The organism is Amycolatopsis xylanica, from assembly GCF_900107045.1.
GTDB lineage: Bacteria > Actinomycetota > Actinomycetes > Mycobacteriales > Pseudonocardiaceae > Amycolatopsis > Amycolatopsis xylanica.
In genome coordinates this window covers 26,461-51,259 of the sequence record NZ_FNON01000005.1, presented here as the reverse complement: position 1 = coordinate 51,259, position 24,799 = coordinate 26,461, and the positions used below count along the sequence as shown (strand labels likewise).

At 69.5% G+C, this 24,799-nt stretch carries 21 protein-coding genes; 5 read left to right on the top strand and 16 right to left on the bottom strand.

Annotation, left to right across the window (positions count from 1 at the left end; translation table 11 throughout):
* Window positions 1-251: 251 nt before the first annotated feature.
* From BLV57_RS23170 to BLV57_RS23135, 8 genes are all read right to left on the bottom strand, one after another.
* The gene (locus BLV57_RS23170; protein ID WP_091292086.1) at window positions 252-791 is read right to left on the bottom strand and encodes a DUF5134 domain-containing protein; all 540 of its coding nucleotides are present in this window, start codon (window positions 789-791) and stop codon (window positions 252-254) included.
* Window positions 792-806: 15 nt separating this feature from the next.
* The gene (locus BLV57_RS23165) at window positions 807-1,031 is read right to left on the bottom strand and encodes a hypothetical protein (RefSeq protein WP_091292084.1); all 225 of its coding nucleotides are present in this window, start codon (window positions 1,029-1,031) and stop codon (window positions 807-809) included.
* Window positions 1,032-1,166: 135 nt separating this feature from the next.
* On the bottom strand, window positions 1,167-2,336 hold the full coding sequence (locus tag BLV57_RS23160; protein ID WP_091292083.1) for a lipid-transfer protein: 1,170 nt from the start codon (window positions 2,334-2,336) through the stop codon (window positions 1,167-1,169).
* Window positions 2,333-2,731 (bottom strand): MaoC family dehydratase, encoded by a 399-nt coding sequence (locus tag BLV57_RS23155; RefSeq protein ID WP_091292081.1) that lies wholly within the window; start codon window positions 2,729-2,731, stop codon window positions 2,333-2,335. The genes BLV57_RS23160 and BLV57_RS23155 overlap by 4 nt, the downstream gene beginning before the upstream one ends.
* The gene (locus tag BLV57_RS23150; RefSeq protein WP_091292080.1) at window positions 2,728-3,630 is read right to left on the bottom strand and encodes a bifunctional MaoC family dehydratase N-terminal/OB-fold nucleic acid binding domain-containing protein; all 903 of its coding nucleotides are present in this window, start codon (window positions 3,628-3,630) and stop codon (window positions 2,728-2,730) included. Before BLV57_RS23150 ends, BLV57_RS23155 begins: the two co-directional genes overlap by 4 nt.
* Window positions 3,627-4,799, bottom strand: coding sequence for an acyl-CoA dehydrogenase family protein (locus BLV57_RS23145; protein ID WP_091293127.1), 1,173 nt, complete (start codon window positions 4,797-4,799; stop codon window positions 3,627-3,629). The genes BLV57_RS23150 and BLV57_RS23145 overlap by 4 nt, the downstream gene beginning before the upstream one ends.
* A gap of 2 nt (window positions 4,800-4,801) precedes the next feature.
* Window positions 4,802-5,845 (bottom strand): acyl-CoA dehydrogenase family protein, encoded by a 1,044-nt coding sequence (locus BLV57_RS23140; protein WP_091292078.1) that lies wholly within the window; start codon window positions 5,843-5,845, stop codon window positions 4,802-4,804.
* Between the two features lie 74 nt (window positions 5,846-5,919).
* Window positions 5,920-7,317, bottom strand: a complete 1,398-nt coding sequence (locus tag BLV57_RS23135; RefSeq protein WP_091292076.1) for a WS/DGAT/MGAT family O-acyltransferase — start codon at window positions 7,315-7,317, stop codon at window positions 5,920-5,922.
* A gap of 160 nt (window positions 7,318-7,477) precedes the next feature.
* Here BLV57_RS23135 and BLV57_RS23130 point away from each other — a divergent pair, with 160 nt between their 5' ends.
* Complete coding sequence (locus tag BLV57_RS23130; RefSeq protein ID WP_091292075.1) at window positions 7,478-8,710, top strand: alpha/beta hydrolase; 1,233 nt, start codon at window positions 7,478-7,480, stop codon at window positions 8,708-8,710.
* Window positions 8,711-8,772: 62 nt separating this feature from the next.
* On the opposite strand, the gene BLV57_RS23125 is transcribed toward BLV57_RS23130, so the two are convergent.
* The gene (locus BLV57_RS23125) at window positions 8,773-11,433 is read right to left on the bottom strand and encodes a DEAD/DEAH box helicase (protein ID WP_091292073.1); all 2,661 of its coding nucleotides are present in this window, start codon (window positions 11,431-11,433) and stop codon (window positions 8,773-8,775) included.
* Between the two features lie 41 nt (window positions 11,434-11,474).
* The gene (locus BLV57_RS23120) at window positions 11,475-13,490 is read right to left on the bottom strand and encodes an acyl-CoA dehydrogenase family protein (protein WP_091292072.1); all 2,016 of its coding nucleotides are present in this window, start codon (window positions 13,488-13,490) and stop codon (window positions 11,475-11,477) included.
* 144 nt (window positions 13,491-13,634) lie between these two features.
* On the opposite strand from BLV57_RS23120, the gene kstR reads away from it, so the two are divergent.
* Complete coding sequence (gene kstR, locus BLV57_RS23115) at window positions 13,635-14,279, top strand: cholesterol catabolism transcriptional regulator KstR (RefSeq protein ID WP_176968767.1); 645 nt, start codon at window positions 13,635-13,637, stop codon at window positions 14,277-14,279.
* Window positions 14,280-14,328: 49 nt separating this feature from the next.
* Here kstR and BLV57_RS23110 read toward each other — a convergent pair whose 3' ends face one another.
* From BLV57_RS23110 to BLV57_RS23100, 3 genes are all read right to left on the bottom strand, one after another.
* Window positions 14,329-14,667 (bottom strand): hypothetical protein, encoded by a 339-nt coding sequence (locus tag BLV57_RS23110; protein WP_143047127.1) that lies wholly within the window; start codon window positions 14,665-14,667, stop codon window positions 14,329-14,331.
* A gap of 32 nt (window positions 14,668-14,699) precedes the next feature.
* Window positions 14,700-18,740: a polymorphic toxin-type HINT domain-containing protein gene (locus tag BLV57_RS23105; protein WP_245757477.1), complete on the bottom strand. Its 4,041-nt coding sequence runs from the start codon at window positions 18,738-18,740 to the stop codon at window positions 14,700-14,702.
* 270 nt (window positions 18,741-19,010) lie between these two features.
* Complete coding sequence (locus BLV57_RS23100) at window positions 19,011-19,793, bottom strand: winged helix-turn-helix transcriptional regulator (RefSeq protein ID WP_176968766.1); 783 nt, start codon at window positions 19,791-19,793, stop codon at window positions 19,011-19,013.
* Between the two features lie 131 nt (window positions 19,794-19,924).
* On the opposite strand from BLV57_RS23100, the gene BLV57_RS23095 reads away from it, so the two are divergent.
* Both BLV57_RS23095 and BLV57_RS42925 read left to right on the top strand, forming a co-directional pair.
* Window positions 19,925-20,731, top strand: coding sequence for an alpha/beta fold hydrolase (locus BLV57_RS23095; protein ID WP_176968815.1), 807 nt, complete (start codon window positions 19,925-19,927; stop codon window positions 20,729-20,731).
* 100 nt (window positions 20,732-20,831) lie between these two features.
* Window positions 20,832-21,149, top strand: a complete 318-nt coding sequence (locus BLV57_RS42925; RefSeq protein ID WP_143047126.1) for a hypothetical protein — start codon at window positions 20,832-20,834, stop codon at window positions 21,147-21,149.
* Between the two features lie 65 nt (window positions 21,150-21,214).
* Here BLV57_RS42925 and BLV57_RS23090 read toward each other — a convergent pair whose 3' ends face one another.
* On the bottom strand, window positions 21,215-21,835 hold the full coding sequence (locus tag BLV57_RS23090; RefSeq protein WP_091292066.1) for an RICIN domain-containing protein: 621 nt from the start codon (window positions 21,833-21,835) through the stop codon (window positions 21,215-21,217).
* A 186-nt stretch (window positions 21,836-22,021) separates the two neighbouring features.
* Between BLV57_RS23090 and BLV57_RS23085 the strand changes: the two genes are divergently transcribed.
* Entirely contained in the window at window positions 22,022-22,927 is a 906-nt protein-coding gene (locus BLV57_RS23085; protein WP_245757476.1) for an ArsR/SmtB family transcription factor, read from the top strand.
* Here BLV57_RS23085 and BLV57_RS23080 read toward each other — a convergent pair.
* Window positions 22,916-23,908 carry a TIGR03557 family F420-dependent LLM class oxidoreductase gene (locus tag BLV57_RS23080; RefSeq protein WP_091292063.1) on the bottom strand — a complete coding sequence of 331 codons (993 nt, stop codon included), beginning with the start codon at window positions 23,906-23,908 and terminating at the stop codon, window positions 22,916-22,918. The two genes, BLV57_RS23085 and BLV57_RS23080, sit on opposite strands and share 12 nt — an antisense overlap.
* A 10-nt stretch (window positions 23,909-23,918) precedes the next feature.
* Entirely contained in the window at window positions 23,919-24,749 is an 831-nt protein-coding gene (locus BLV57_RS23075; RefSeq protein WP_091292061.1) for an LLM class F420-dependent oxidoreductase, read from the bottom strand.
* Window positions 24,750-24,799 lie beyond the last annotated feature (50 nt).

The window sequence follows — 24,799 nt, the reverse complement described above, 5'->3', positions numbered from 1 at the left end:
GTCCGGGATAAAGCCCGCTAAATCCCGGACCTGGGGTGTCCCAGGACTTGGGCGTCACCCGGGCAGTCGCTTGCGGGTGATCATCTGGACACGTAGCGTGAACAGAGGCCCTGTCTAGCGGAAGGATGACGCGATGAGGGACGGATGTGGGTGCGGAGACAGCTGCGCCGGCTCGAGCTGCGGCTGCGGGTGCAGCTGCGGCTAGCGTGACGCGGGGGTGGCTTTCGTGGCGGTGAGCCGCGGAAGCCATCTCACAGCGCGGCCAGGAGCATGTAACCCATCCCGATCCCCATCACGGTCCGGCAGGCCGCGCGCGAAACCGTTCCGGCGGGCCGATCCGCCGCCTTGAGCAGGAACAGCCCCGACTTCAGCGCGTCGCCCGCGAAGTAGACAGCCGCCGCGATCGCGACCACCGTGAACAGGACTCCGGGCGAGGTGTCCATTGTGGACATGTTCAGCCATGGCCCGTGCTCGGCGGTGACGTGGGGCATGGCCACCAGCAGGTACAGCATGACCACGGCCGAGATGGCGTGATGCGCGCAGCCGTGTGCGCCGCGCAGCCAGGCGACCAGGAACCACCCCGAGGCCAGCAGGAACAACGCCTGCCAGCCCGCCGCCGGGATGGGCCCGCCGATGGGCGAGAGCATGGCGACCATCGCCACCGTGAACAGGAGTTCGGCCACGTCGCCCTGCCGGGTCGCGTGGCCGAGGCGGGCGTAGTCGAGACTGGCGAGCCGCCGCACGCAGGGCCACGTGATGGCCAGGAACACCGCGGTCAAGATCCATGCCATCACCCGGCCGCCCCGCTACGAGACTTCGGCGGGGAAGAGGCGGTCCAGCGCGCCGTCCTTGACGTCGGACACCAGCGCGTGCAGCTGGGTCAGGCTCATCTGGATGCGGGCGCCGTGGTCGTCGACGAGCACCACCCTGCGCGCCTCGTCGGCGTCGTGGTCGAGGAACAGGTCAGGGCAGCCACGATCGCCCGCACCGCAGAAGGTGAAGACGTGCTCCAGTGGCTTTCGACCTGGCATAAGGGGCCTCACTCTGTGTCGCCGGCTGTTCCTCCAACCGTGACAGCCGGATCCGGCGACCACCAGCCCGCAAAGAGGTGATCCCTATACCCCACAAGGACTATCTTCATCCGAACCGGAAAATAAGCAACCGGATTACCCCTGGGACAACACGAGTCCACTGGTGGGCACGCCGGTCCCGGCGGTGACCACCACGCGCCCGGCGCCCGGGACCTGGTTCACCGAGGTGCCCCGGATCTGGCGGACGCCCTCGGCGATCCCGTTCATGCCGTGGATGTACGCCTCGCCGAGCTGGCCGCCGTGGGGGTTCAGCGGCAGCTCACCGTCGAGTTCGAGCGCTCCGCCGGCGATGTAGTCCTTCGCCTCGCCGCGGCCGCAGAAGCCGAGTTCCTCGAGCTGCATCAGCACATACGGGGTGAAATGGTCGTACAGCACGGCCGCATCCATATCGGACGGTCGCAGCCCGGACTGCGCCCAGAGCTGCCCGCCGACCACCCCCATCTCGGGCAGCGCCGCGAGCGAGTCGCGGTAGTAGCTGGTCATGATGTACTGGTCCGGACCACTGCCCTGCGCGGCGGCCGCGATGACCGCGGGCTTCTGCGCGAGGTCGCGTGCGCGTTCGGCGGAGGTGACCACCAGCGCGACGCCGCCGTCGCTCTCCTGGCAGCAGTCGAGCAGGTGCAGCGGCTCGGCGACCCAGCGGGAGGCCTGGTGCTGTTCGAGGGTGATCGGCTTGCCGTGGAACCAGGCTTTCGGGTTGGTCGCCGCGTGCTTGCGGTCGAGCACCGCGACCCGGCCGAAGTCCTCGCTCGTCGCGCCGTACTCGTGCATGTACCGGCGCGCCAGCATGGCGACGGTCGCGGCGGGCGTCGCGATGCCGACCGGATAGTGGTAGGCGTTGTCCACACCCGCCGAGTTCACCTGGCCAGCCGCGGCGGACGACACCTGGCCGAACCGCTGGCCGGAGCGTTCGTTGAACGCCCGGTACGCCACGACGACGTCCGCGACCCCGGTCGCCACGGCCAGCGCCGCCTGCTGCACGGTCGCCGCGGCCGCGCCGCCGCCGTAGTGGATGCGGCTGAAGAACTTGAGTTCCGGGATTCCCAGTTCACGCGCGACGGCGATCTCGCTGTTGCCGTCCATCGTGAACGAGACCAGACCGTCCACATCGGACGGTGTGAGCCCGGCGTCGGTCAAGGCCGCCAGCACGCATTCCGCGGCCAGCCGCAGTTCGCTGCGCCCCGAGTCCTTGGAGAACTCCGTCGCGCCGATCCCGGCGATGGCCGCCGCACCCGAGAGCTTCACGAGCCACCTCCTGGCAGGGTGACACCGACGGTCCCGGTGACATGCTCACCGAGACTGTCCTTGGCGGACACCGCGATCACCACGTCCTGACCGTCCTTTTCGATCACCTTGCCGGAGAAGGTCAAGGTGTCGTAGGCGTAGCACGGCACGCCCAGCCGGATCTTGACCGAGCGCACGAGCGCCTCCGGGCCCGCCCAGTCGGTGACGAACCGCTGCACCAGCCCAGTGTCGGTGAGGATGTTGAGGAAGATGTCCTGGGAACCACGGGCGATCGCCGAGTCACGGTCGTGGTGCACGTCTTGGAAGTCACGCGTGGCCAGCGCGGTGCTGACCACGAAGGTCGGCGTGGCCTCGATGGTCAGCGGGGGCAGCTCGGTGCCGACTTCGACGGTCATCGCGTCCTCCAGGCTGGCAGGGTCAGCTCGTCGTCGATCTCCAGGAACACGGCTTCGACCTCTTGTCCGATCCGGACCGTTTCGGGGTCGGCGCCGACCAGCTCGCCGAGCACCCGGACGCCTTCTTCGAGTTCCACCAGCGCGACCACGAACGGCAGCTTCTTGCCGGGCACGGGTGGATGGTGATGCACGACGTAGCTGTAAATCGAGCCTTTGCCGCTGGCGACGACGTAATCGGGCTTGAGGTCCAGATCGCCCGACGGCGGCATCGGGCCGGGCGGGTGCCGCAAGGTGTCGCCCCAGCGCTGGATCCTGAGCTCGCCTTCGCGCAACCCCGACCAGAAGAACTCGCTGTCCTTGCTGATCACGGGGCGCAGCACGGTGTCCGGTTTGGACACCTCCGGTGGCCGGAACTTGAGCACCCGGAACATCATCTCGGCCACCGGCTCGTCACCGACGCGCCATGTGGTGCGGGTGGTCACGAACCAGCCCTCGCCGAGCGCGGTCTTCTTCGGGCCGACCACCGACTCGAGCGCGGTCGTCGCCGAGACGTGCTCGCCGTGGCGCAGATACCGGTGATAGGTCTGCTCGGAGTTGGTGGCCACCACCGAGGTGAACCCGGCGTCGTCCATGATGGACATCATCGCGCCGAGCGGATCGTCCTCGGCCCTGGCGCCGTGCAGGCCGTTCATCGTCCACACCTGCGCCATCGCGGGCGGCGCGACCAGTCCACCGTGGACGGAGCGCGCCGCGAACTCCGGGTCCGTGTAGACCGGGTTGGTGTCGCCCATGGCCTCGACCCAGTTGTTCACCATCGACTGGTTCACCGGATCACGGGCGAACCTCGGTGAGGATTCCCCCTGCGCGGCGACGCGGGCGACTTCTTCTTCGATGGTCATCGCGGCACCCTCGGCAATCCCAGTCCGGCCATGGCGATCAACTCGCGCTGGATCTCGTTGACCCCGCCGCCGAAGGTCAGCACGAGGTTGCGCTTGGCGATGCGGTCCAGCCATTCGGCCAGCTCGGCCGTCTCGGGATCGGCGAAATCACCGTGGCGCGCCACGATCTCCTCGAGCAGGCGGCCGATGCGCTGCATGCGTTCCGAGCCGAAGATCTTCGTCGCCGACGCGTCCGCGACATCGACCGGGGTGCCCGTCGCGGCCGAGGCGACCTGCCAGTTCAGCAGCTCGTTGACCCGCGCGGTCGCCAGTGTCTCGGCGAGCGCGCGCCGCACGTCCGGCAGCTCCAGCAACGGTGTGCCGTCGGTGGTCTTGCGGCCCTCGGCCCACTCGTGGACGCGGTCGTAGAACCCGCTGATCCGCCCGGCCGGGCCGAGCATGACCCGCTCGTGGTTGAGCTGCGTGGTGATCAGCCGCCAGCCCTCGTTTTCCTTGCCCACCAGCATTCCGGCGGGCACGCGCACATCGGAGTAGTAGGTCGCGTTGACGTGGTGTGCGCCGTCGCACGTGATGATCGGCGTCCACGAGTACCCCGGATCACTCGTGTCGGCGATCAGGATCGAGATGCCCTTGTGCTTGGGCGCGGCCGGATCGGTGCGCACGGCGAGCCAGATGTAGTCGGCGTCGTGCCCGCCGGTGGTGAAGATCTTCTGGCCGTTGACGACGTACTCGTCGCCGTCACGCACCGCCGAGGTCTTCAGCGAGGCGAGGTCCGTGCCCGCGTCCGGCTCGGTGTAGCCGATGGCGAAATGCACCTCGCCCGCCAGGATTTTGGGCAGGAAGAAGGCTTTCTGCTCTTCGGTGCCGAACGCCTGCAGCGTCGGGCCGACGGTCTGCAGCGTCACCGACGGCAGCTGGACGTCGGCGCGCGCGGCCTCGTCGACGAACAAGTGCTGCTCGATCTCGCCGAACCCGCGGCCGCCGTACTCCTTCGGCCAGCCGACGCCGAGCCAGCCGTCCCGGCCCATCCGCCGCACGATCTCGCGGTGCACGTCGCCGTGCCGCTCGCGCCGCATCGCCTCGCGCTCCTCGGCGCTCACCAGCCCCGCGAAGTAGGCGCGCAGTTCGTCACGCAGTTCCCGTTGTGTCGCCGTCAAATCCACATGCATGGTCACACCAACTCGCCGATGCGGTCGAGACGGTGCGAGGCACCGCCGACGAACCGGGACAGGTCTTTGATCCCGGAGTAGTACCGGTGCAGCGGATACGTCACGTCGACGCCGAGCCCGCCGTGCAGATGCTGACAGGCCGCGAGCGCCTTCGGAGCCTCTTCGGCGAGCCAGTACGCGGCCACCTCGAGGTCCGCGTCGGCGTCCAGGCCTTCGGAAAGCCGCCAGATCGCCGAAAGCGCGGCGAGGTGCACCGTGCGGGACGCGATGTAGACGTCGGCGATCTGCTGCGCCACCGCTTGGAATCTGGCCAGCGGCTTGCCGAACTGCTCCCGCGTGCCGACGTGGGCCGTGGTGAGTTCCAGCGCCCCGGCGAGCAGCCCGTCCCCGAGCGCCACCGCGCCCGCGAGCGCGAACCGGTGCACCGCCGCGAGCGCGCCGTCGGCGAGCAGGTCGGCTTCCGTGACGTGGACGTCGGTGAGCACGACCGTGCATTCCGGACTCTCACTCGCGTTGCGGGTCGGCACCAGCGTGACCCCGCTCGCGCGCGGGTGGACGACGAAGACCGCGGTGCCGCCCGCCATGGTCACCGGGATCAGCATCGCGGTGGCCGTCTCGGCGTACGGCACGGCCGTTTTCGTGCCGGAGATCGACCAGGCTCCGTCGGACGGCACGGCCGTCGTCGATGGGTGCGTGGTCATCGGAGCCGACGGTTCGTGCAGCGCGGCCGTGGCCACCGCGGCGCCGGAAGCGAGGGCGGGCAACAGGTCCGCGCGCTGACGCGGGCTGCCCAGCTTGTCGATCGGCAGCACCCCGAGCGCCAGCGCGGCCAGCGCAGGCACCTGCGCGGCGGCCCGGCCGACCTCGGTCAGCACGAGCGCCACCTCGGCGAGGCCGAGCCCGTCGCCGTCCAGCTCGGCCGGGAGCGCGAGCGCGAGCAGGCCGGACTCGGCGAGCGCCTGCCATGGCCGCTCGAGGTCCCGGCGCAGGACGGTGGCGGCCAGGCGGGTGATCTCCGCCTGGGTCGCGTCCGGCTTGAAGTCCACACTGGCTCCCTCGGGCTAGACTGGAACGTGTTCTAGTCTTATCCGTTGAGAGTGCTTACGGCAAGTCCGGCTTGTCAACCAGGCAGTGCGTTGAGGAGTTCCTTCATCGCGAGCGGGATGGCGTCCGCGAGCGGCCACAGGTCTGGAACGAGTTCTCGCGCGCCGAGCAGGCCGACGTCGACCCTGCCCGCGTTGGACAGCACGGTCACGTTCAGCCCGGCGCCGTGGAAGACCGGGCCGAGCGGGAACAACCCGGTGATCCGCGCGCCGAGCAGGTAGAGCGGCATCGGCGGGCCGGGCACGTTGGAGATCACCAGGTTGTGCACCACCGGGTGCTTCTCGGCCAGCCGCAGCGCCGAATACGCGCGCACGGCGAGCCCGAACATGGTCGCGGCCGAGAACTGCGCCCAGTCCTGCAGCATGTCGGCGTCGATGCTGCGATGGTGGTCCTTCGACAGCCGGTTGCGCTCGGCGAGCGCGAACACCCGCGCCGCCGGATCGGCCAGATGCGTCGGCAGCGAGGCGAAGAAGGCCGAGACCTTGTTGCTGCCGTGCTCGCGCTCGCTCCGCTCCCGCACCGAGACCGGGACGCTGGCGATCAGCGGATCGGCGGGCAGCTCACCCCGGTCGCTCAGGTACTGCCGCAGCGCGCCCGCGCACAGCGCCAGCACGACGTCGTTCACGGTCACCCCGAACGCGTTCTTGACCTTCTTCACGTCGTCGAGGTCCACGGTCGCGTACGCGACGCTCCGGTGCCCGGTGATGGTCCCGTTGAACGAGGTCCGCGGCGCGGTGAAGGGCGCGGGCATCGCCTTGCCCTTCAGCGCTTTACCCACCCAGGCCGGCACGATCCCCAGCAGGTCGGGCAGCAGGCGTGCCGCTTCGAACGGCAGCTTCGCCGCCGAGCGGACGCTGTCGCGCAGCAACGCCAAGCCGTGCGGCACGCCGGGCGTCTCGGGCTGCTCGATCTCCGGCAACGGCGCGTCGGGCTCCAGCCCGGCCAGGTAGGTGATCAGGTTCGCGCCGCTCACCCCGTCGACGCTCGCGTGATGCATCTTGATCAGCACGGCGATGCCGCCGTCCTCGATCCCCTCGATGACGTACATCTGCCACAGCGGGCGGCCGCGGTCGAGCGGCTGCCCCGCGATGTGCGCGCACAGGTCGGCCAGCTCGGCGCGGTCGCCCGGCGCGGGGACGCCGATCCGGTGCACATGGTGGTCGAGGTCGAACTCGTCGTCCTCCACCCACACCGGGTGCCGGAAGTTCCAGAACGGGTCGTGCAGCTTGCGCCGGAACGCCGGGATCTGCGCGACCCGCGCGGCCAGCTGGTCCTTGAACTTCTCGAAGGCGTACCCGCCGGGCATCGTGGAGCCGTCGAGCGTCACCAGCCCGCACACGTGCAGCACCTGCGCGGAGGTCTCCAGGTACAGGAAGCTCGCGTCCAGGCCGCTCAACCGCTGTTCTCTGACCACGGCACCCAGCGTAGGCGAACCAGTACACCTGTCCGGGAGAGGTCTTCGGGGTGAAGCTCGCGGCCATTCGAGTACGCCGAGTGACGGTCCCGCTCACCGAGCGCCCGCACGGTGGTGATCGCGCTGGATCCGGCCAGTGATCGGCTTGTAGCCTTTCGTCATGAAGCCGAACTTCGTCACCCGCCGGGCGATCCAACTCGGCCTCACCGCCAACGCGCTGCGCCCGATCCCCGGCGAGCCCTTGGCGTTCCCCGCCTTCTTCGCGGGCTGGCTGACCGGCGAACTGGCGCCCCAGCTGCTCGCGCTCACCGCCGTCGACACGGCGGCCCACCTCGCCCGCCACGGCGCCCGCACCCGCGGCGACAAGATCGGCCTGGCGATGGCGGGCCTCACCGCGGCGGGCCTGGCCGCCCTCATCACCGGCTCCCGCCGCGCGGGCGAGGTGATGGACGCGGCCCTTGCGGAAGGCCTCGGCCCCGACTACCTCGACGGCCTCGAGCCCGCCACCGACCTCGGGACCACCCTCGCCCAGCTCGCGCTCCCGTTCCGCGTCCGCAACGCCAACGTCCGCCGTCACCACGACGTCGCCTACGCCCCCGGCGGCCGCCGCTTCATGCTCGACGTCTACTACCCCCGCGAGCCCGTCGAGGGCAGGCCGGTGCTGCTGCAGGTGCACGGCGGCGCGTGGGTGATCGGCAACAAGGAGCAGCAAGGCCTGCCCCTGATGATGCACATGGCCGAACGCGGCTGGATCTGCGTCGCGATCAACTACCCCCTCTCCCCGGCGGCCCGCTGGCCCCAGCACATCATCGCCGCCAAGCGCGCGATCGGCTGGATCCGCGAGAACATCCACACCTACGGCGGCGACCCGTCCTTCCTCGCCGTGACCGGCGGTTCCGCGGGTGGCCACCTCGCCGCCCTGCTCGCGCTGACCCAGAACGACGCGGCACTGCAGCCCGGCTTCGCCGACCAGGACACCAGTGTCCAGGCCTGCGTCCCCCACTACGGCGTCTACGACTTCGCGGCCACCACGGGCGAGCGTTCCTCCACGGCCAGGCTCAAGAACCTCATCTCCCGCTACGTCTTCGAAACCGGCCACGACCCCGTCGAGCACCTCGACGCCTACGTCGCGGCCTCACCCCTGGATCGCATCACCGACAAGGCACCCCCGTTCTTCGTCGTCCACGGCGAGCGCGACTCCCTCGTCCCGGTCCGCGAAGCCCGCGAGTTCGTCCGCCGCCTCCGCGCGGCCTCCCAGAACCCGGTCGCCTACGCCGAGATCCCCGGCGCTCAGCACGCCTTCGACATCTTCCCCTCCATCCGCAGCGCCGCCGTCGTGCGCGGGGTGGAGCGGTTCCTTTCGTGGAGCCACCACACCTGGCGCAAGCCCTAGCCGGAGGTCGTGAGTGGCACGGCCGGTTCTAACCGGCCAAAACACTCACGACCTCCGCGGGGCTAGCGGGAGCCGAGGCGGACGAGGTCGGCGAGTTCGTCGTTGGAGAGTTCGGAGATCCAGGTTTCGCCCGAGCCGACCACGGACTCGGCGAGGCCGCGTTTGGCTTCGACCATCTCGGCTATGCGTTCTTCGAGGGTTCCCTCCGTGATGAGGCGGTGGACGAGGACGGGGTGGTCTTGGCCGATGCGGAAGGCACGGTCGGTGGCCTGGTCTTCGACGGCCGGGTTCCACCAGCGGTCGAAGTGGATGACCTGGGTGGCCTTGGTCAGGTTGAGGCCGACGCCGCCCGCCTTGAGCGACAACAGGAAGACCGGGAACTCGCCTGCCTGGAACCGGCGGACCATGTCGTCACGCTCGGCCGGGCTGCTCGCGCCGGTGAGCATCGCGGACGGGATGCCCCGGTCGGCAAGGCGGGTCTCCAGCAGGTGCAGGAGCTGGACGTACTGGCTGAACACCAGGACGCTTTCGCCTTCGTCGAGGATGATGTCCAGCAGCTCGTCGAAGGCGGCGAGCTTGCCGGACCGGCCGGTGACCGGGCCCTGCTCCTTGAGGAACTGGGCCGGATGGTTGCAGATCTGCTTGAGCGCGGTGAGCAGCTTGAACACCTCGCCGCGGCGTTCTATCCCGCTCATGTCCTGGATCGCTTCCATGCTTTCGCGGACCACGGCCTCGTACAGCGTCGCCTGCTCGGCCGACAGCGGGACGTAGGTGTCGGTCTCGGTCTTGCTCGGCAGTTCCGGCGCGATGTCCGGGTCGGTTTTCTTGCGCCGCAACAGGAACGGGCGGACCAGGGTGGCCAGGCGCTCGGTGGCCGCCTTGTCGCGGTTCCGCTCGATGGGTTTGGCGACCGTCCGGCGGAAATGGTCGAGCGTGCCGAGCAGGCCCGGCGTCGTCCAGTCCAGTATCGACCACAGCTCGGCCAGCCGGTTCTCCATCGGGGTGCCGGTCAACGCGACCCGCGCGTCCGATTCGATGCGGCGCAACGCCTTCGCCGTCGCGGACTTCGGGTTCTTCACGTGCTGGGCCTCGTCCGCGGCGACGAGCCCCCACTTGAGCGCGGCGAGCGCCTTGTCACGCCGCGCCACGCCGTACGTCGCGAGCACGATCTCACCTGGGGACAGGTCGTCCAGGTTGCGGGCGCCACCGTGGAACCGGCGCACCGGCACCGAAGGCGCGAACCTGGCGATCTCACGCTCCCAGTTGCCCAGCAGCGAGGTCGGGCAGACCACGAGCGTCGGACCGGCGGCGAGCGCTTCGCGGTGCAGGTGCAGCGCGATCAGCTGGACCGTCTTGCCCAGGCCCATGTCGTCGGCGAGGCAGGCGCCGAGCCCGAGCTCGGTCATCTTGGCGAGCCAGGTGAGGCCCGCGCGCTGATACGGGCGCAGTGTCGCCAGCAACCGCGGCGACGGCTCCACCGGATCGTCCATTGTGGACGTGATGCGCTCGGCCAGCCCGGTCAGCACCGGCGACGGCGCGAACGCGATCTCCTCGCCTTCGAGCTCCAGCTTCCCGGTGAGCGCCGCGCCCAGCGCCTCTGATCCGGTCAGTGCCCGCTTCGGGCGCCTGAGCTTGGCGAGCAGCGCGCCGTCCGCCTTGATCCACTTGCCGCGGAGCCGGACGATCGGCCGCTTGGCCTCCGCCAGCATCGAGACCTCGTCCTCGGTCAGCACCTCGTCGCCCAGGCTCACCTGCCACTTGAACTCCAGCAGATCCTTCAGCGTGAACGTGGCCGCGGAATCCGGCCTGGGCGACTCCACCCCCGCCTTCGCCTTCATCCGGGTGAACAACGCCTCGGGCCAGAGCACGGTGATGCCGATTTCGTCGAGCGCGCGCCCGCCATAGGCCAGCAGGTGCGACACCTCGTCGTCGGTCAGCGCGAACTCGTCCGGCTCGTCCTGGACCCGGCCCAGCGGCGGCCAGACCCGGGCGCCGCGCCGGACGCCCAGCAGCAGCTGCGTCTCCACCTGGCCGCCGAACCGGCGGCCCACCTCGTCCGGCATGCGGCGGATCTCCGGCGCGTCGGCGACGAGGCTCGAGTCCGCGAGGCTGCGGAGCATGGGCACGGCCCAGACCTTGAAGCCGGGCATGCCGTCCGCGTCGAACGCCTCCCTCGGCTCGACGCGCAGCAGCAGCTCGGCGCCGCCCGGCGGGCCCGCGATGCCGTCCGGGGACAGCCCGCGCGCCAGCACGTCGGCCGTCGCGTCCCACAACGCGCGGACCAGCGCCTCGGGCGAGTGCAGCCGCGGCCGCTTCAGCCCCGACAGCGCGAGCGCGTGCGCCTCCGGCGGCAGCGCGGCGGCCAGCTCACGCAGGCGCGCCTCATCGTCCGCGTCGAGCGGGCCGGCACGCCAGCCATCGCCATCGGGCGGGCGCGCGGGGATCAGCCGCCCCCGCGAGACGAGGTCGACGCCAGCCGTGACGGCGGCCGACCAGGCGGCCACTGTCGGGCTCGCCCGCGGATCGGCCGTCAGCAGCCGGGGAATGGCGCTCGCCATCGAGACGACTCTCGCCTCGACCTTGGTGCGTACCGGCGCTCTCCCCGCTGTCACCAGCAGTTCGATCGGGGTGTCGCCGTGTGCGTCTCCCCACAGCGCGAGTACGCCGTCCCGCGGGGGCTCGGAGGGAACGTAGGTGGCCTGGGTGTGCTCGGTGATTTCCATGCACAGGACGCTAGACCCGGGCACCGACAGTTTTGGATCGGCTACTGCCTGGGCAAGCCGAGCAGGCGTTCGGCGGCCAGTGTCAGCAGGACCTGGGTCGTGCCGCCCGCGATGCTCAAACACCGGCTGAGCAGGAATTCGTGTTGTGCGGCCGAGGTTTTCTCGTCCACGGCCACCGCGCCGGGTCCGCGCAGGTCCAGCGCGGCCTCGGCGACAGCCTGCCGATGCTGGACGCCGAGCAGCTTCCGCACGCTCGACGCGGGGCCGGGATCCTGTCCTGCCAAGGCAAGCAGCGTCATCCGGAGGTCGAGCAACGACCCGGCGAGACCCTCCGCGATCAGCCCGCCCAGCCGGTCCGAAGTCACCTGATCAGGTGAAAAAACCTGACCCAGCAAGGTTTCCACGCCTTCGCCGACCGCCGGTCCCCCGCCGATCGCGACCCGCTCGTTGGCCAGCGTGGTCCGCGCGAGCCGCCAGCCGCCGTTCACCTCGCCGACCACGCAGTCGTCCGGCACGAAGACGTCGTCGAGGAACACCTCGTTGAACCGCGCGACGCCGGTGATCTCCCGCAGCGGCCGGATGTCGATGCCCGGCGAGCGCATGTCGACGAGGAAGTACGTGATTCCCTTGTGCTTGGCTGCTTCCTGGTCGGTCCTGGCCAGGCAGATCGCCCAGTCCGCCTCGCGCGCGAGCGACGTCCACACCTTCTGCCCGGACAGCCGCCAGCCACCGTCGGCGCGAATCGCCTTGGTACGCAAGGAAGCGAGGTCCGAACCGGCGTCCGGCTCACTGAACAGCTGGCACCAGGTGAGCTCACCGGTCAGCGTCGGCCCCGCGAACCTGTCCCGTTGCGCGGCGGTTCCGTGCTCCAGGATGGTCGGCACCGCCCACGCGCCGATCACGAGATCCGGCCGCCGGACGCCCGCGCGGGCGAGTTCCGCGTCGACGGCCAGCTGACGCGCCGGCGAAGCGTCGAGCCCGTACGGCTTCGGCCAGTGCGGCATGAGCAGCCCGGTCTCGGCCAGCTTGCGCCGCTGCTCGCCGGGCTCCAGCGCCGCGATTTCCTCGGCGACCGCACGGAATTCGCCGGTATCGCCGACGTCGACGGTCAAAGTGCGCCGCTCACCGGCCAGCGCGAGCTCAGCCGCGCGAACCCGCCAGCGTGTCGAGCCGCCGAGCCACTGCCGCAGCGACACCGCGCGCCGCAGATACCGGTGTGCCTCGTGCTCCCATGTGAAGCCGATGCCGCCGAGCACCTGGATGCAGTCCTTGGCGTTCTCGACCGCCGCGTCGAGCACCGAGGCGCCCGCGACAGCGGCGGCGAACGCGTGCTGGCCGGGGTTTTCGTCGGCCGCGCGCGCCGCGTCCCAAGCCAGCGCGGACGCCGCCTCGGCCCGGCAGAGCATCTCGGCGCACAGGTGCTTGACCGCCTGGAACGACCCGATCGGACGCCCGAACTGCTCACGCACCTTGGCGTATTCGGCGGCCGTGCGCACGCACCAGTGCGCCACCCCCGACGCCTCGGCGGCGGCCAGCGTCACAGCGAGTTCCTCGACACCCGTGATCACTGATTCGGGTGACACGACGAAGTCCGTCAGCTCGCCCTGGCCGAAGTCACGGGAAAGATCGAACGACTCGACCGCTGCCACCGGCGGCCCGAGGAACCACACGCGCCGGCCGTCCACTTCGGCCGGAAGCAGGCTGGCCGCCGACGGCCCACCATCCAGCACCAATCCCGTGCGCCCGGAGACCGTCAACCCGCCATCGGCGGACCTCGTGCCAACCAGCTCGCCGTCGAGCGCGACCCCGACCGGCCCCTCGAGCACGCGCCCGGCCAGCAGATTCCCGAGCGCCGTGCCCAGCACCGGCCCGGGAGCCAGCGCGGCCGCGACCGCCTCGATCCCGACGGCGACGTCGGCGACGCCACCGGGTTCACCCGGCAGCGCGAGACCGAACAGTCCGATGTCGACCAGCTCGCGGAAGGTTCCGCCCCGTCCGGCCCACGCCGTGACCGACTCGGCCAGCGCACGCTGCTCCTCGGTGATCGCGATCGGCACGCTGATCCTCCTTCGCCGCGATAGAGGATCATTGTAGAACGTGTTTCAGTTTTCGCGCGAGTGTCCCTGAGCTTGAACCGTGGAAGAAGTTAGGTACGCTACCGACTGAAAGAGGAACAAGTTCCGGATCAGGGAGACCCCACGATGGCAGGCAAGGCCAAGGCGCCCGCACCGGCCAAGAGCCGCGCCACCGCACTGGGCACGATGAACAGCGAAGAGCTCGGTTCCGCCGCCCAGCGCGACCGCAGGCGCCGGATCATCGACGCGACGCTGGCGCTGGCCGCGAAGGGCGGCTACGACGCCGTCCAGATGCGCGCGGTCGCCGAGAAGGCCGACGTCGCGCTCGGCACCCTCTACCGTTACTTCCCCTCGAAGATCCACCTGCTCGTCTCCGGCCTCGCGCGCGAGTTCGAGCGCGCGCAGGAGAAGATCGAGCGCTCGGCGATCCCCGGCGAGACGCCCAGCGAACGCCTGATCTTCGTGCTCGGCCGCAACACCCGCCTCATGCAGCGCGACCCGCACCTCACCGAGGCGATGGTCCGCGCCTTCATGTTCGCCGACACCACGGCCGCCGCCGAGGTCGAGCAGGTCGGCCGCCTGATGGAGAACATGTTCGCCAAGGCGATGGGCATCGACGAGCCCACCGAGGCCGACCGCGACATCTTCCACCTCATCGCCGACGTCTGGATGGCGAACCTGGTCGCCTGGGTGACGCGCCGCGCGACCGCGAGCGACGTCGCGAACCGGCTCGAGCTGTCCGTCCACTTGCTACTCGACAAGGACAAGTGAGGGGCGCTTTCACGCTTGAAAGCACCCCTCACCTCGCCCAGGCTCGGCCTCACCCCGAGGTCGAGATGTTCGCCGGATCCGGCCAGCTCGACGGCATGTCATCGCCGTACCAGGCGTACTCCAGCGCGGCCAGCTTGCCGTCGTTCACCCAGACGAGCACTTCACCCAGCAGATCGCCGGATTCGTCGTTCACCAGGGCGCGAACCGGGATCGGCCCGGAACGGGCAGTACCACCCCGCGCGGCGGGAACCCTCAGGTCCACACTGACCGACCCGTGGTCCCAGAGTGCCGTGACCTCGGCTTCGTCAACCTGAGCCAGCAGCTGCTCATGCCCGTCGAAACGTTCCGAAAGAACGCGGTGCAGCACATCGCGTTCAGCTTGGCTCAACGGGCGAGGATCGATCGAGATCGACATCAGCCCTAACCTCCCGGGAACTTGCCTGCGATGAACGCCGTGCCCAGCCTCGGAATGCCGTTGACGACCGCGCCCCTGATCGTAACCACTTCACCTTCGATGGTCCGGAGGACCTCGAACGCCCCGCTGGCCGGCAGATCGTCGATCGTGTGCAGGCTGTCCACGATCCGCTTCAGCGCCTGCTCTCGCCCTCCGGCCTTCGCGACCAGGTCGGCGAAGCCGTGTTTCTCCGCATCGATGACGTGCGTGAGTTTCTGCTCGGTGTTGTTGAGATTCCAAGCCTGTTCGGCGATGTCGCAGTTGTGCACCAAAAGCTGGGCGTCGGTGATGTAGTAGTTGTGATCGCCCTCGACCTCGAAGTTGTAGACCGTGGTGGACACGGTCCGAGCGGTGATCGTGGCGATGACCGGCCTGTCACCGGTGCGGGACAGCAGCTCGTCACCCGGCCGGAGCGCGCCTGCCTCGGTCCACCCCCGGCCGGGCACCCAGAACGGATGCTGCCGGGTGACCTCGAGCGTCGTGGTTCCCGCGACGATGGTGAGCAGCTCGTCCGCATGGCGCTGGAAAAGCCCGATCACCTTCCGCTGCTGGGACCGCCCGGTGCGCAGATCCTTCGCCCAGACCTGATCGCCCAGCGCGATGCGTTCGATCGGTTTCTCGCCGTCGGCCGTCGCGATCGGAGTACCGGCCGGGAAACACTTGCAGGTCTTGGCCCGCCGTACCCAGTCCATGAACTTGTCGAACTTCTCGAGCACTTTCCGGCCTGCGGCCGAAGCCTCGAGGAATTTGACCAACCCGGCCGCGACCTTGCCGATCGCCGCGCTGACCGCGGGAAGTTTCGCGACGAGCACGAGGAGGGAACCGACGTTGACGACGGTCCACAAGCAGGCCGCGACGTCGCCTTCACCGAAACACTTCTTGGCGTCCGTGACACCGATGACGTCCAGTAGTACCTGGCCACCGTTTTCGATGAGCCAGTCGATGATGCCTTTCTTCGCGTCGGCGACGGCCTGCCGATACTCGTCGAGCGCCGCCTGCCCGCCCATCTCCAGGATTTCGGCTTCGTCTTCCGCGCTCAAGGGCGGCACAGTCACGCCGTCCGAGTTCGCGGCGTCCTGCTTGCGTTTTTCCTCGGCGGCCTTCCGCGCGGCTTCTTCAGCACGATCAGCCGCCTTACCGGCGTCGATCGCGCTGTTCATCGCGTTCTTCGCCGCCACCGCGGCGTTGTCCGCATGGTGCTGGGCGCTGTCGGCGGCCGTCTGGGCTGCCGCCGCATCGGTCTCAGCACGGTCTGCGGCGCCACGAGCCGCGGCGGCGTCCGCCTCGGCCCGGCTGGCGGCCGAACGTGCGGCGGCCGCGTCGTTTTCAGCCGCGGAAGCCGCGCGACCCGCGATCGCGGCGTCGCTGTTCGCGGCGTTGGCCGCCTTCCACGCCAGGATGGCGTCTTGGCGAGCCTGGGCGTCCGCTTGATTCGCCCTGGCCGCCGCCGCACGGGCAGCGGCTCCGTCGGCAGCGGCTTCGGCGGCGGCCTGCTGGGCTTCGGCGGCCGAACGAGCGGCGTCCGCGGACGACTTGGCAGCAGCGGCCGCCGCGTCGAAGGCGGGTTTGACCTCGGCCGCGGCCCGGGACGCGGCCTCAGCGGCCAGCCTGGACGCCTCCAGCGCCTCAGCCGCACGCTGCTGAGCGGCGGCGGCCTGTTCGGCACCGACCGCCTTGGCCTGATTCGCGACCAGGATCACGAAATCGGCGTCGATGTCAGCCCCGGAGAACGGCGCGACCACCCGGATGGCCGTGTTCGCCGGGTCCGTGATCGCCTGTGACGACGCCCGTGCGGCCAGCGAAGCCTCCACCGCCAGCTTCGCCTGGGTGGCGGCGGAAACGGCTTCGGCCGACGCGGCATCCGACTCCTCACGCGTGCGTTCAGCCGAACGCAGCGACTGCACGGCTTCGGAAGCGGCCCGTTCCGCCAGTTCGACGGCCGAACGTGCGGCCTCCGCGGCTTGCGATTCGCTCGCCGTCGCGTCGGCGGCGGCGGAGTTCGATCGCTGTGCCGCTGCGTGGGTCGCCGCCGCTTCAGCCTCGGCCTTGTTCGCCGCCGCGTTCGCGCGAGCGGCCGCCGCGGCCGCTTGCTGCGCCGCGGCACGGGCTCGTGCGGCGGCGCGAGTGGCTTCGGTTGCCGCCGCGCGGGCGCCTGCCGCCGCTCCGGTCGCCGTGTTCGCCGCGCCACGAGCCGCGCCCGCCGCGCCCTTCGCCACGTCCGCGTCGACATGAGCCTGAGCCGCCGCATCGCGCGCTTCGGTTTCATGGCCGCTGCCTCGACTGGCGGCGGCCATCGCGTCCATCGCCGCCGCCCGCGCCTCAGCCGCGCGCTGATCGCGTTCGGCCTGGTAGGCACGATCGCGAGCCTGAGCGGCATTGCGCTCTTCATTGCGCGCGCCGGTCTCCGCGCCGGCCGCGATACCGTCTTGCTGCTCGGCGTGCTGACGTGCGCCGGCAGCGATGCTCGCTTGGAACTCGGCCTCACCCCGCATGGCGCGCGCGACGCTCGCCTGCTGCTCGGCGCGGCCGCGGGCCGCCGCGGCGTTCGCCCGTTCCCGCTCGGCCGTGGCACGTGCCGCGGCCGCCTTCGCCGCTTCCTTCTCGGCCGTGAGACGTGCGGCGCGCGTCCGCTCCGCCGCCGCCCATGCCTGCGCTTCCGCGGCTTCGGCGGCCTGCCTCGCTGTCTTCGTCCTCGCGGCCGCGTCCTTCGCCGCTTCAGCCTGAACCCTCGCGGCTTCCGCGATCCGGCCGGCCGCGCGCGCGTGTTCTTCCGCGTGGAGACGCCATTGCCGTGCTTCCTCGGCGTGCCTCTCGGCTTCTTCCTGCGCGTTACGGGCCTGATCGGTGAACGCCGTGGCGTCGATCGCGTGCTGGGCGGTCTCGGAAGCCGACACCGCCGCCCGTGCCGCGTCCGCCATGCCCGCGGCCATCTGCGCCCACTGCGTGCCGTAGGTCAGCCCGGTCTCGACCAGCACGTTCGCTTGGACCTGCGCCGACGCCGATGCCTGTTGCGCATCCGACGCGGCTTGCCGCGCGTACCCGAGCTGACGGGCGACCTCCGTTTTGACCTCGTCGAAGGCGTTGACCGGGTGCTGCCCGCCCGCCTTGTTCGCGGCGAGGATCTGCGCCGCCTTGCGTGCCTCGGCCGCGGCCGAGATCAACGCGTTCGCGGAGCGCTCGAGTGCGCGCACACCATTTCCGTGTGCCACAAGCAGGTTCCGGCGGGCTTCGTTGGCACGAGCAGACCGCTTGGCGAGGTCGGAGAGTGCCTCGGCGGCCTTGTCCCGCGCTTCCTGGTCCTTCAGATATTGCTCACGAGCGTCGGCGTCGGCCTTGGCGGCGGTCAGATAGCCGCTCTTCAAGAACTCCGCGATCGCGGCGTCACCGGCGGCCAGCGCGAGTTGCGCGGCCTTGCGCACTTCCGGGCCGCCGGCACCGACCAGCATCTGCACCCGCGCGCGGTTCTCGTCAGCCCGCTGCTGAGCCGTTTGCCCTGACTCGGCGTCGCGCTGTTCGGCTATCCGCCTGCCGTAAGCCAGGAACTGGGCTCGGTCGACATCCGTCCCCGCCAGCACGCGTTCGACTTCGGCCTTCAGGTACGGCCCGCCGGTTCCCCGCAGCGGCTCGATCGCCGCACGATTCCGCCGAGCCGTTTCGGCTTTGCGTTCGTCCGCTTTCTTTTTCGCCGCGTCCAGGCCGGTGTCGAGGAATACCATGATCGCGGGGCCACCCGCGGCCAACGCGGCCGTCGCCGCTTCCCGCACCTCGACGTCCTCAGCCAGCTCCGCGTTGTCCGCGACGATCTGCCGGAACCGAGGATCACCCCACAACGGGACGCCTGCGGTGCCATCCCATTCCCGGTAAGGATCAGGCGGCATCGGCCGCGGCGCCGTCGGCTCGGCGTCCGAGACAACGGCGGCCCGGACATCCGCCGGAACAGCCGAGGCCGGCTGAGCCAGCCCGGCGAACACGGCGAACGCCAGCGACGTCACCAAGGCTCTTCGCATGACTTTCCTACCCACGACAAAATCCCCCATCGTTTGTGTCGCTGGTCAGACGCCAGCTGGGACGCGCTACGCCCAGAAACCCCGCGATTGCGTCATGCGGAGCATTCATTTCCCCAGTCCCCAGCGAGGCCCTGACCCCAGACACCTCACGTGACCCGACCGTAACCACTCGCAACCAACCAAGGCAAGAGCGGTCAATATCACACAATCACGCGCGCCAGATCGGTAACGTCCCAACCATGCGTGATGCGAGTCACAAACAACTGCCGCTCACCCCCGACGACTTCTCGCGCTGACGGCGGGATCCGGGTGTTCGGCGTTCGGTGACTCAGTGCTAGGTGAAACGGGGCCCGGCGACACGGGATCCGGCGGCCCGGGGTCCTGTGGCGCCGGATACCGCACGGCTGCGGGAAAGCAGCGCAGCAGTGCGGCGAGCCGCGCGGTATCGCCCGCCACCTCGGCGTCTGCCCGCTCGACGGCGTCGTGCAGCGCCGCACCGGCGAACACCAGATCGCGCAATGTCGCCGCCTCCGCCGCGGTCAGCCACGCCTCGGGTTCGGCGTGCTCACCGCGGTCCAACTCAAGGCGCCCGCCCGCAACGGTGATGCGGAACCGATCGCCCGCGACGTCCAGCTGGCAGCGCAGCGACAGCTCACCCGCCAGTGCCGGATCGAAGGTCGCGCGCAGGGCGAACAGCAGCGCGTCGACGCTCAGTTCCGCCGCGCCGTCCTCGGGCAGCGGTGCGCGGCTGCCCCAGTGGGCGAGCGCGCGGAGCACGGGCTCCAGTTCCTGCCCGCGCTCCGTGAGTTCATACACGGCGGCAGGCGCAGGCGGTCCCAGGCGCCTTCGCCGCACCAGGCCGTCGGCTTCGAGCTCGCGCAACCGCTGCGCGAGGACGTTCTGGCTCATCTGCGGCAGCCCGCGGTGCAGGTCGGAGTAGCGCTTCGGGCCGAAGACCAGCTCCCGCACGACGAGTAACGCCCACCGCTCGCCGACCGCATTCAGCGCTCGCGCGATGCCGCAGGGGTCGTCGAACAGCCGCTTCTTGCTCATGCACCCGATTGTACTTGCACAACAGGTGTGAACGCTCCTAAATTAGGAGTATGAACGTGGCCTGGTCCTTGGTCGACCTGCTCCGACGGTGACGACCACGCATCGAGAAATGGAGAGAAGCAGTGAACGAGATGACACTTCGTGTGACGTCCGCCGACGGTACGAGGATCGCCTACGACCGGAAAGGCACTGGCCCGGCGGTGATCCTCGTCGGCGGCACCCTGGACGACGGCGCTGAGAACGCGCCGCTGGCCCCGCTCCTTGCCAACCATTTCACGGTCTACAACTACGCACGACGCGGCCGGGGCGACAGCGGCAATACACCGCCGTACGCCGTGGCGCGGGAGGTGGAAGACCTCGACGCGCTGATTGCGACAGCCGGCGGCTCGGCTCACGTGTACGGCGCCTCATCCGGCGGCGCCCTCGCGCTGGAGGCAGCAGCGGCAGGTTCGGCGATCGACAAGATCGCGGTGTGGGATGTGCCGTACGTGATCGGGGACGACCTGTGGCCGAGGTTCAACCAGTACATCGCGGACACCCACGAGGCATCCAAAGCCGGCCGGGACGAGGAGCTCCTGGAACTGTTCATGAGGCTTACCGGCGGACCCGACGCGGACATCGCGGCTGGCAAACAGCACCCGCTCTGGGCCTCGTCCGTCGCGCTCGCCCACACGCTCGTCAAGGACGCCATGGTCCTCAATGACTACAAGATCCCCACAAACCGACTTGCCCGCATCACTCAGCCGGTCCTGGTGACCACCGAGGGTCCGACCACCCAGCCCCAGTTCGCAGGCCTCCCGACCGACTTCTTCGACCGCGCCGCGAAAGCGATAATCGCTGCCATCCCCCAGACCGAACGACACACGCTCGACGGGCAGGGACACGTCGTCGACCCCGAACTCATGGCCGGTGTACTGAAGACGTTCTTCAACCAGTAACCCGTCGACTGATCAGGGGGTCGCTTCGGAACGCAGGCCCATCGGCCCCGTCAGCATCGGTCGGTGAGCGGCGACTCCTGAGTTCCGGCAGTCCACCCGCTTGGCTGTCACCGTGTTTCCACCAACTACGCGCCGAAGCGCTCGCCGCGTTCGACCGGATCATCGCGCACCCCTCGACGCGGCCGAGGACTTCGAGCAGGATGCCGTCTGGCGAGCCGACGCGGTCGCGCCCGAGATTCTCGCGTCATTCCTGCAGCTGGGCGGAAACACATCGAAGTTCAAATATCCCGTCCGCGACGAGTTCCTGACCGCGAAGGGGAACTTCTGCGCCTGGTTCAAGTCAGGCTCTTTCCATCACGACACCACCACAGGCGAAACCACCAACTTCTTCCTGAGGTGCTCTGCGGCCGGCAGCTGACCACATAAGCACGGAGGCCCCTTACCGCTCGGTAAGGGGCCTCCGCTTTGTTTCAGCTCAGCGAATCAGAACCAGAGCTGGTTCTCGCCGCCCCAGAAGTCCCACAGCTGAACCGGGGTGCCCGGCTCGTAAAGGTGGTTGCCATCCGCGTCGAGGACACGGCCGCTCCAGCCGTTTTCGATGACCTTCTGGCCCTGCTCGTCCTGGCTGGCCGCCCACTTCTGGTTGTCCCAGCCGTTGAAGTCCCACAGCTGGACCTTGGTGCCGTTCTCGTCGATCTGGTCGAGGTCGGCCTCGAGGTAGCGGTTGCTCGCGCCATTGCGGAAGTAGAAGTACCCGTCCGCGTCGACCGAGACGTAGAACCACTGGTTACGCGCGTACGCGTCGCAACCCCACAGCGAGATCGGAGTGCCGTTCTCGTTGATAGAACCCGTGTCGGCGTCGAGGCAGAAGCCGTTGGCGACCGACTGGATGAGGTACGGCTGCGGGTCCTCATTGGATGCCGTACGGGCATCCTTGCGCGCGCCCGGAACGTTGACCGGGGTGAGCTTCAGTCCCGCGATCGACGTGACCCGCTGGCCGTGGTCCTTCGGTGCGTCGGCCGCGCTCGCCGACGGCGCGGCCAGCAGGCCGAGCACGGCGGCAGACGTCGCGGCGGCAGCAACGAGCCCCTTGAGATTACGCATTCATGCCCCTTTGTTTCCCCAGCAGACCCGGGCAGCCACGAGCGGGCTCCCCGGAGAAGATCCCCCCATCAGGGCCTTCGACGGCGATCATCCCTTCGGGGGACAAATCAGTCGACCCGATTGAGCGTGCAGGCAAAAACGCAGGTCAGAGCAGGTAACGAAGCATGATGCTCGTACGACTAACGGGTGAGGCGAGCAATCCTGGGGGATTCGATGTTGCACATCCGGCTCACGTGGCATGACCTGACGCGGATCGGTCTCGCGCCGTGCGCCGACCCGTTCGGCGAGATCGTGGCGAGTCTCGATCTGCTGCGCCGAAGATCCGGCGTCGGCGCGTTCGGCTGGTGGAGACAGCGGGTCCGCACCCGCCTGCCCGCGTCGATGCCCCTGCTGCTCTGGCTCTCGCGCACCGCTCCGGAGCTGCTGATGCCCGCGGCGGGCCGTCATGACTTCGAAGCCGGGCTGACCGCGCTCAAGGAACTCGGCACGATCGAGGAAGCGCTTACCGGCTCGCAGCTCGAAGCGCGGGATCCCATCCAAGCCTTGCGTGACTACTACGAAATCGCGGTCGCGCCGCACTGGGAGACGATCCGCTCGCAGGTCGAGGCCGACCGCGAGATGCGCGCACAGATCCTGCTGGAGAACGGCGTCGACGCGCTGCTCACCAGCCTGCCGTGGCTGCAGTGGAGCTATCCGGTGCCGGAAGGCCCTGAACTGGGCCGCGGGCTTTCACTGGTCCCCGCCTACTTCGCCGCGGCGCCCACGATGATCGGGGCCGGGCCGAACCCGCCGCGCCTGCTCTACCCCGCCGCGCGGCTCGGCACGCCGGCCGCGAAGCCCCGTCAGGTCCGGGTTCCCGTGCCGTCCAAGGCACTCGCCGCGCTTCTCGGGCCGACGCGCGCGGAGGCGTTGCTGATCCTCGCCGTCGGCTGTGGCACGTCCGAGCTGGCCGAGCGGCTCGGCGTGAGCCCGTCGGCGGTCAGCAAGCACACGGCGGTGCTCCGGGAAGCGGGGCTGATCACCACGCACCGCGACCGGAACACCGTCCTGCACTCGCTGACGCCGCTGGGCGACGCGTTGCTACGCAGTTAGCTTCGGCAGCACTTCGCGGCCGAACGTCTCGATCCACTGGTCCTGGTTGCGGCCGACGTTGTGCACGTAGATCCGGTTGAACCCGGCGTCGACGTACTTCTGCAGCGACGCGCGGTGCACGTCGGGGTCGGACGAGACGACCATGCGGCCCTCGAAGTCCTCCTTGCGCACCAGCTTGGCCATCTGCGCGAAGTCGAACGGCGAGCGGATGTCGGCCTTCGGGAACTTCATGCCGCCGTTGGGCCACTGGTCCATCGCGTTGGCCCAGGCCTCCTCGTCGGTCTCGGCCCACGAGAGGTGCACCTGCAGCAGCTTCGGCATCTCGTCGGGGTCCTTGCCCGCCTTGCGCGCGCCCTGCTCGAAGTTCTCGACGATGCCGGCCAGCTTCTCGATCGAGGCGCCGGGCGTGATCAGGCCGTCGGCCAGCTCGCCGGTCTTGCGCGAGGTGTACGGGCCGGCCGAGGCGATGTAGATGGGCGGCGGCGGTCCCTCCGGCAGCGTCCACAGGCGCGTGGTGTGCAGCTTGAAGAACTCGCCGCTGTGCTTGACGTCCTTGCCGGTGAACAGCTTCCGGATGATCTCCAGCGCCTCGAACATGCGCCGGACCCGCTCCGGGGCCTCCGGCCAGTAGCCGCCGATGATGTGCTCGTTGAGCGCCTCACCGGAGCCGATGCCGAGCCAGGTGCGGCCGGGATAGGTCGCCTCCAGTGTCGCGGCGGCCTGCGCCACGATCGCCGGGTGCAGCCGGAAGGACGGGCAGGTCACGCCCGGCCCCAGGTCACCGGTGGTGTTCTCGGCCAGCGAGGCGAGCACGCTCCACACGAACGAGGCCTCGTTCTGCTGCGGCACCCACGGCTGGAAGTGGTCGGCGGCCATCTGCCCGGAGAACCCGTGCTCCTCGCCCAGTTTCGCCAGGCGGATCGACTCCCTCGGCGAGAACTGCTCCAGCGCCGCCGCCAGTCCGATCTGTACTTCAGTCACGAGCTTCCTTTCAGCGGTACCGCTCGACGAGCTTGGCCAGTTCGTCGAGCTTGGTGAGGGTCTCGGCCTCCGGCTTGGTGCCGAGCAGGAGCGTGATGCGCTCCACCCCTGCTTCAACATAGCCCTCGAGCACGTCCAGGTTCTTCGTACCGACGCCGAACACCGAGACCGGGAAGTCGCCTGCGTGCTCGTGGAGCAGGTCCAGCTGCGCCTGGATCTGCGAGCGCTCGCCCACCCCGTTCGGGGTCCACACGTCGCCGTACCGCTTGAGCCGGTTGAGCGCGGCGGGCGTGTTGCCGCCGACGTAGATCGGCGGATGCGGCTTCTGCACCGGCTTCGGCCACGCGCCCATCGGCCCGAACTCGACGTACTTGCCGTGGAACTCCGGCGCGTCCTTGGTCCAGATCTCCTTCAGCGCGGCCAGCTGCTCGTCGAGCTTGGCGCCCCGCGTGCGCGGGTCGGTGCCGTGGTCGGCCATCTCCTCGCGGTTCCAGCCCGCGCCGACGCCGAACAGGAAACGGCCGCCGGAGACCAGGTCGAGGCTCGCGACCTCCTTGGCCGTGTGAATGGTGTCGCGCTGCATCACCAGCGCGATCCCGGTGCCGAGCAGGAGGTTCTCGGTCGCGACCGCGGCGGCGGTCAGGGAGACGAACGGATCGAGCGTGCGGTAATAAACTCGCGGCAGCTCGCCACCGCCTGGATAGGGCGTCTCCCTGCTGAGCGGGATGTGCGAGTGCTCGGCGACGAAGAGCGATTCGAAACCACGCTCTTCCAACGCCTTGCCCAGCAGATCGGGCCGGATTCCTTCATCGGTCACGAAAGTCGCTACGCCGAACTTCATACTCAAGATCTACCCCACGGGGCTGGCGGGTATTCCCCGACACTCCGGAC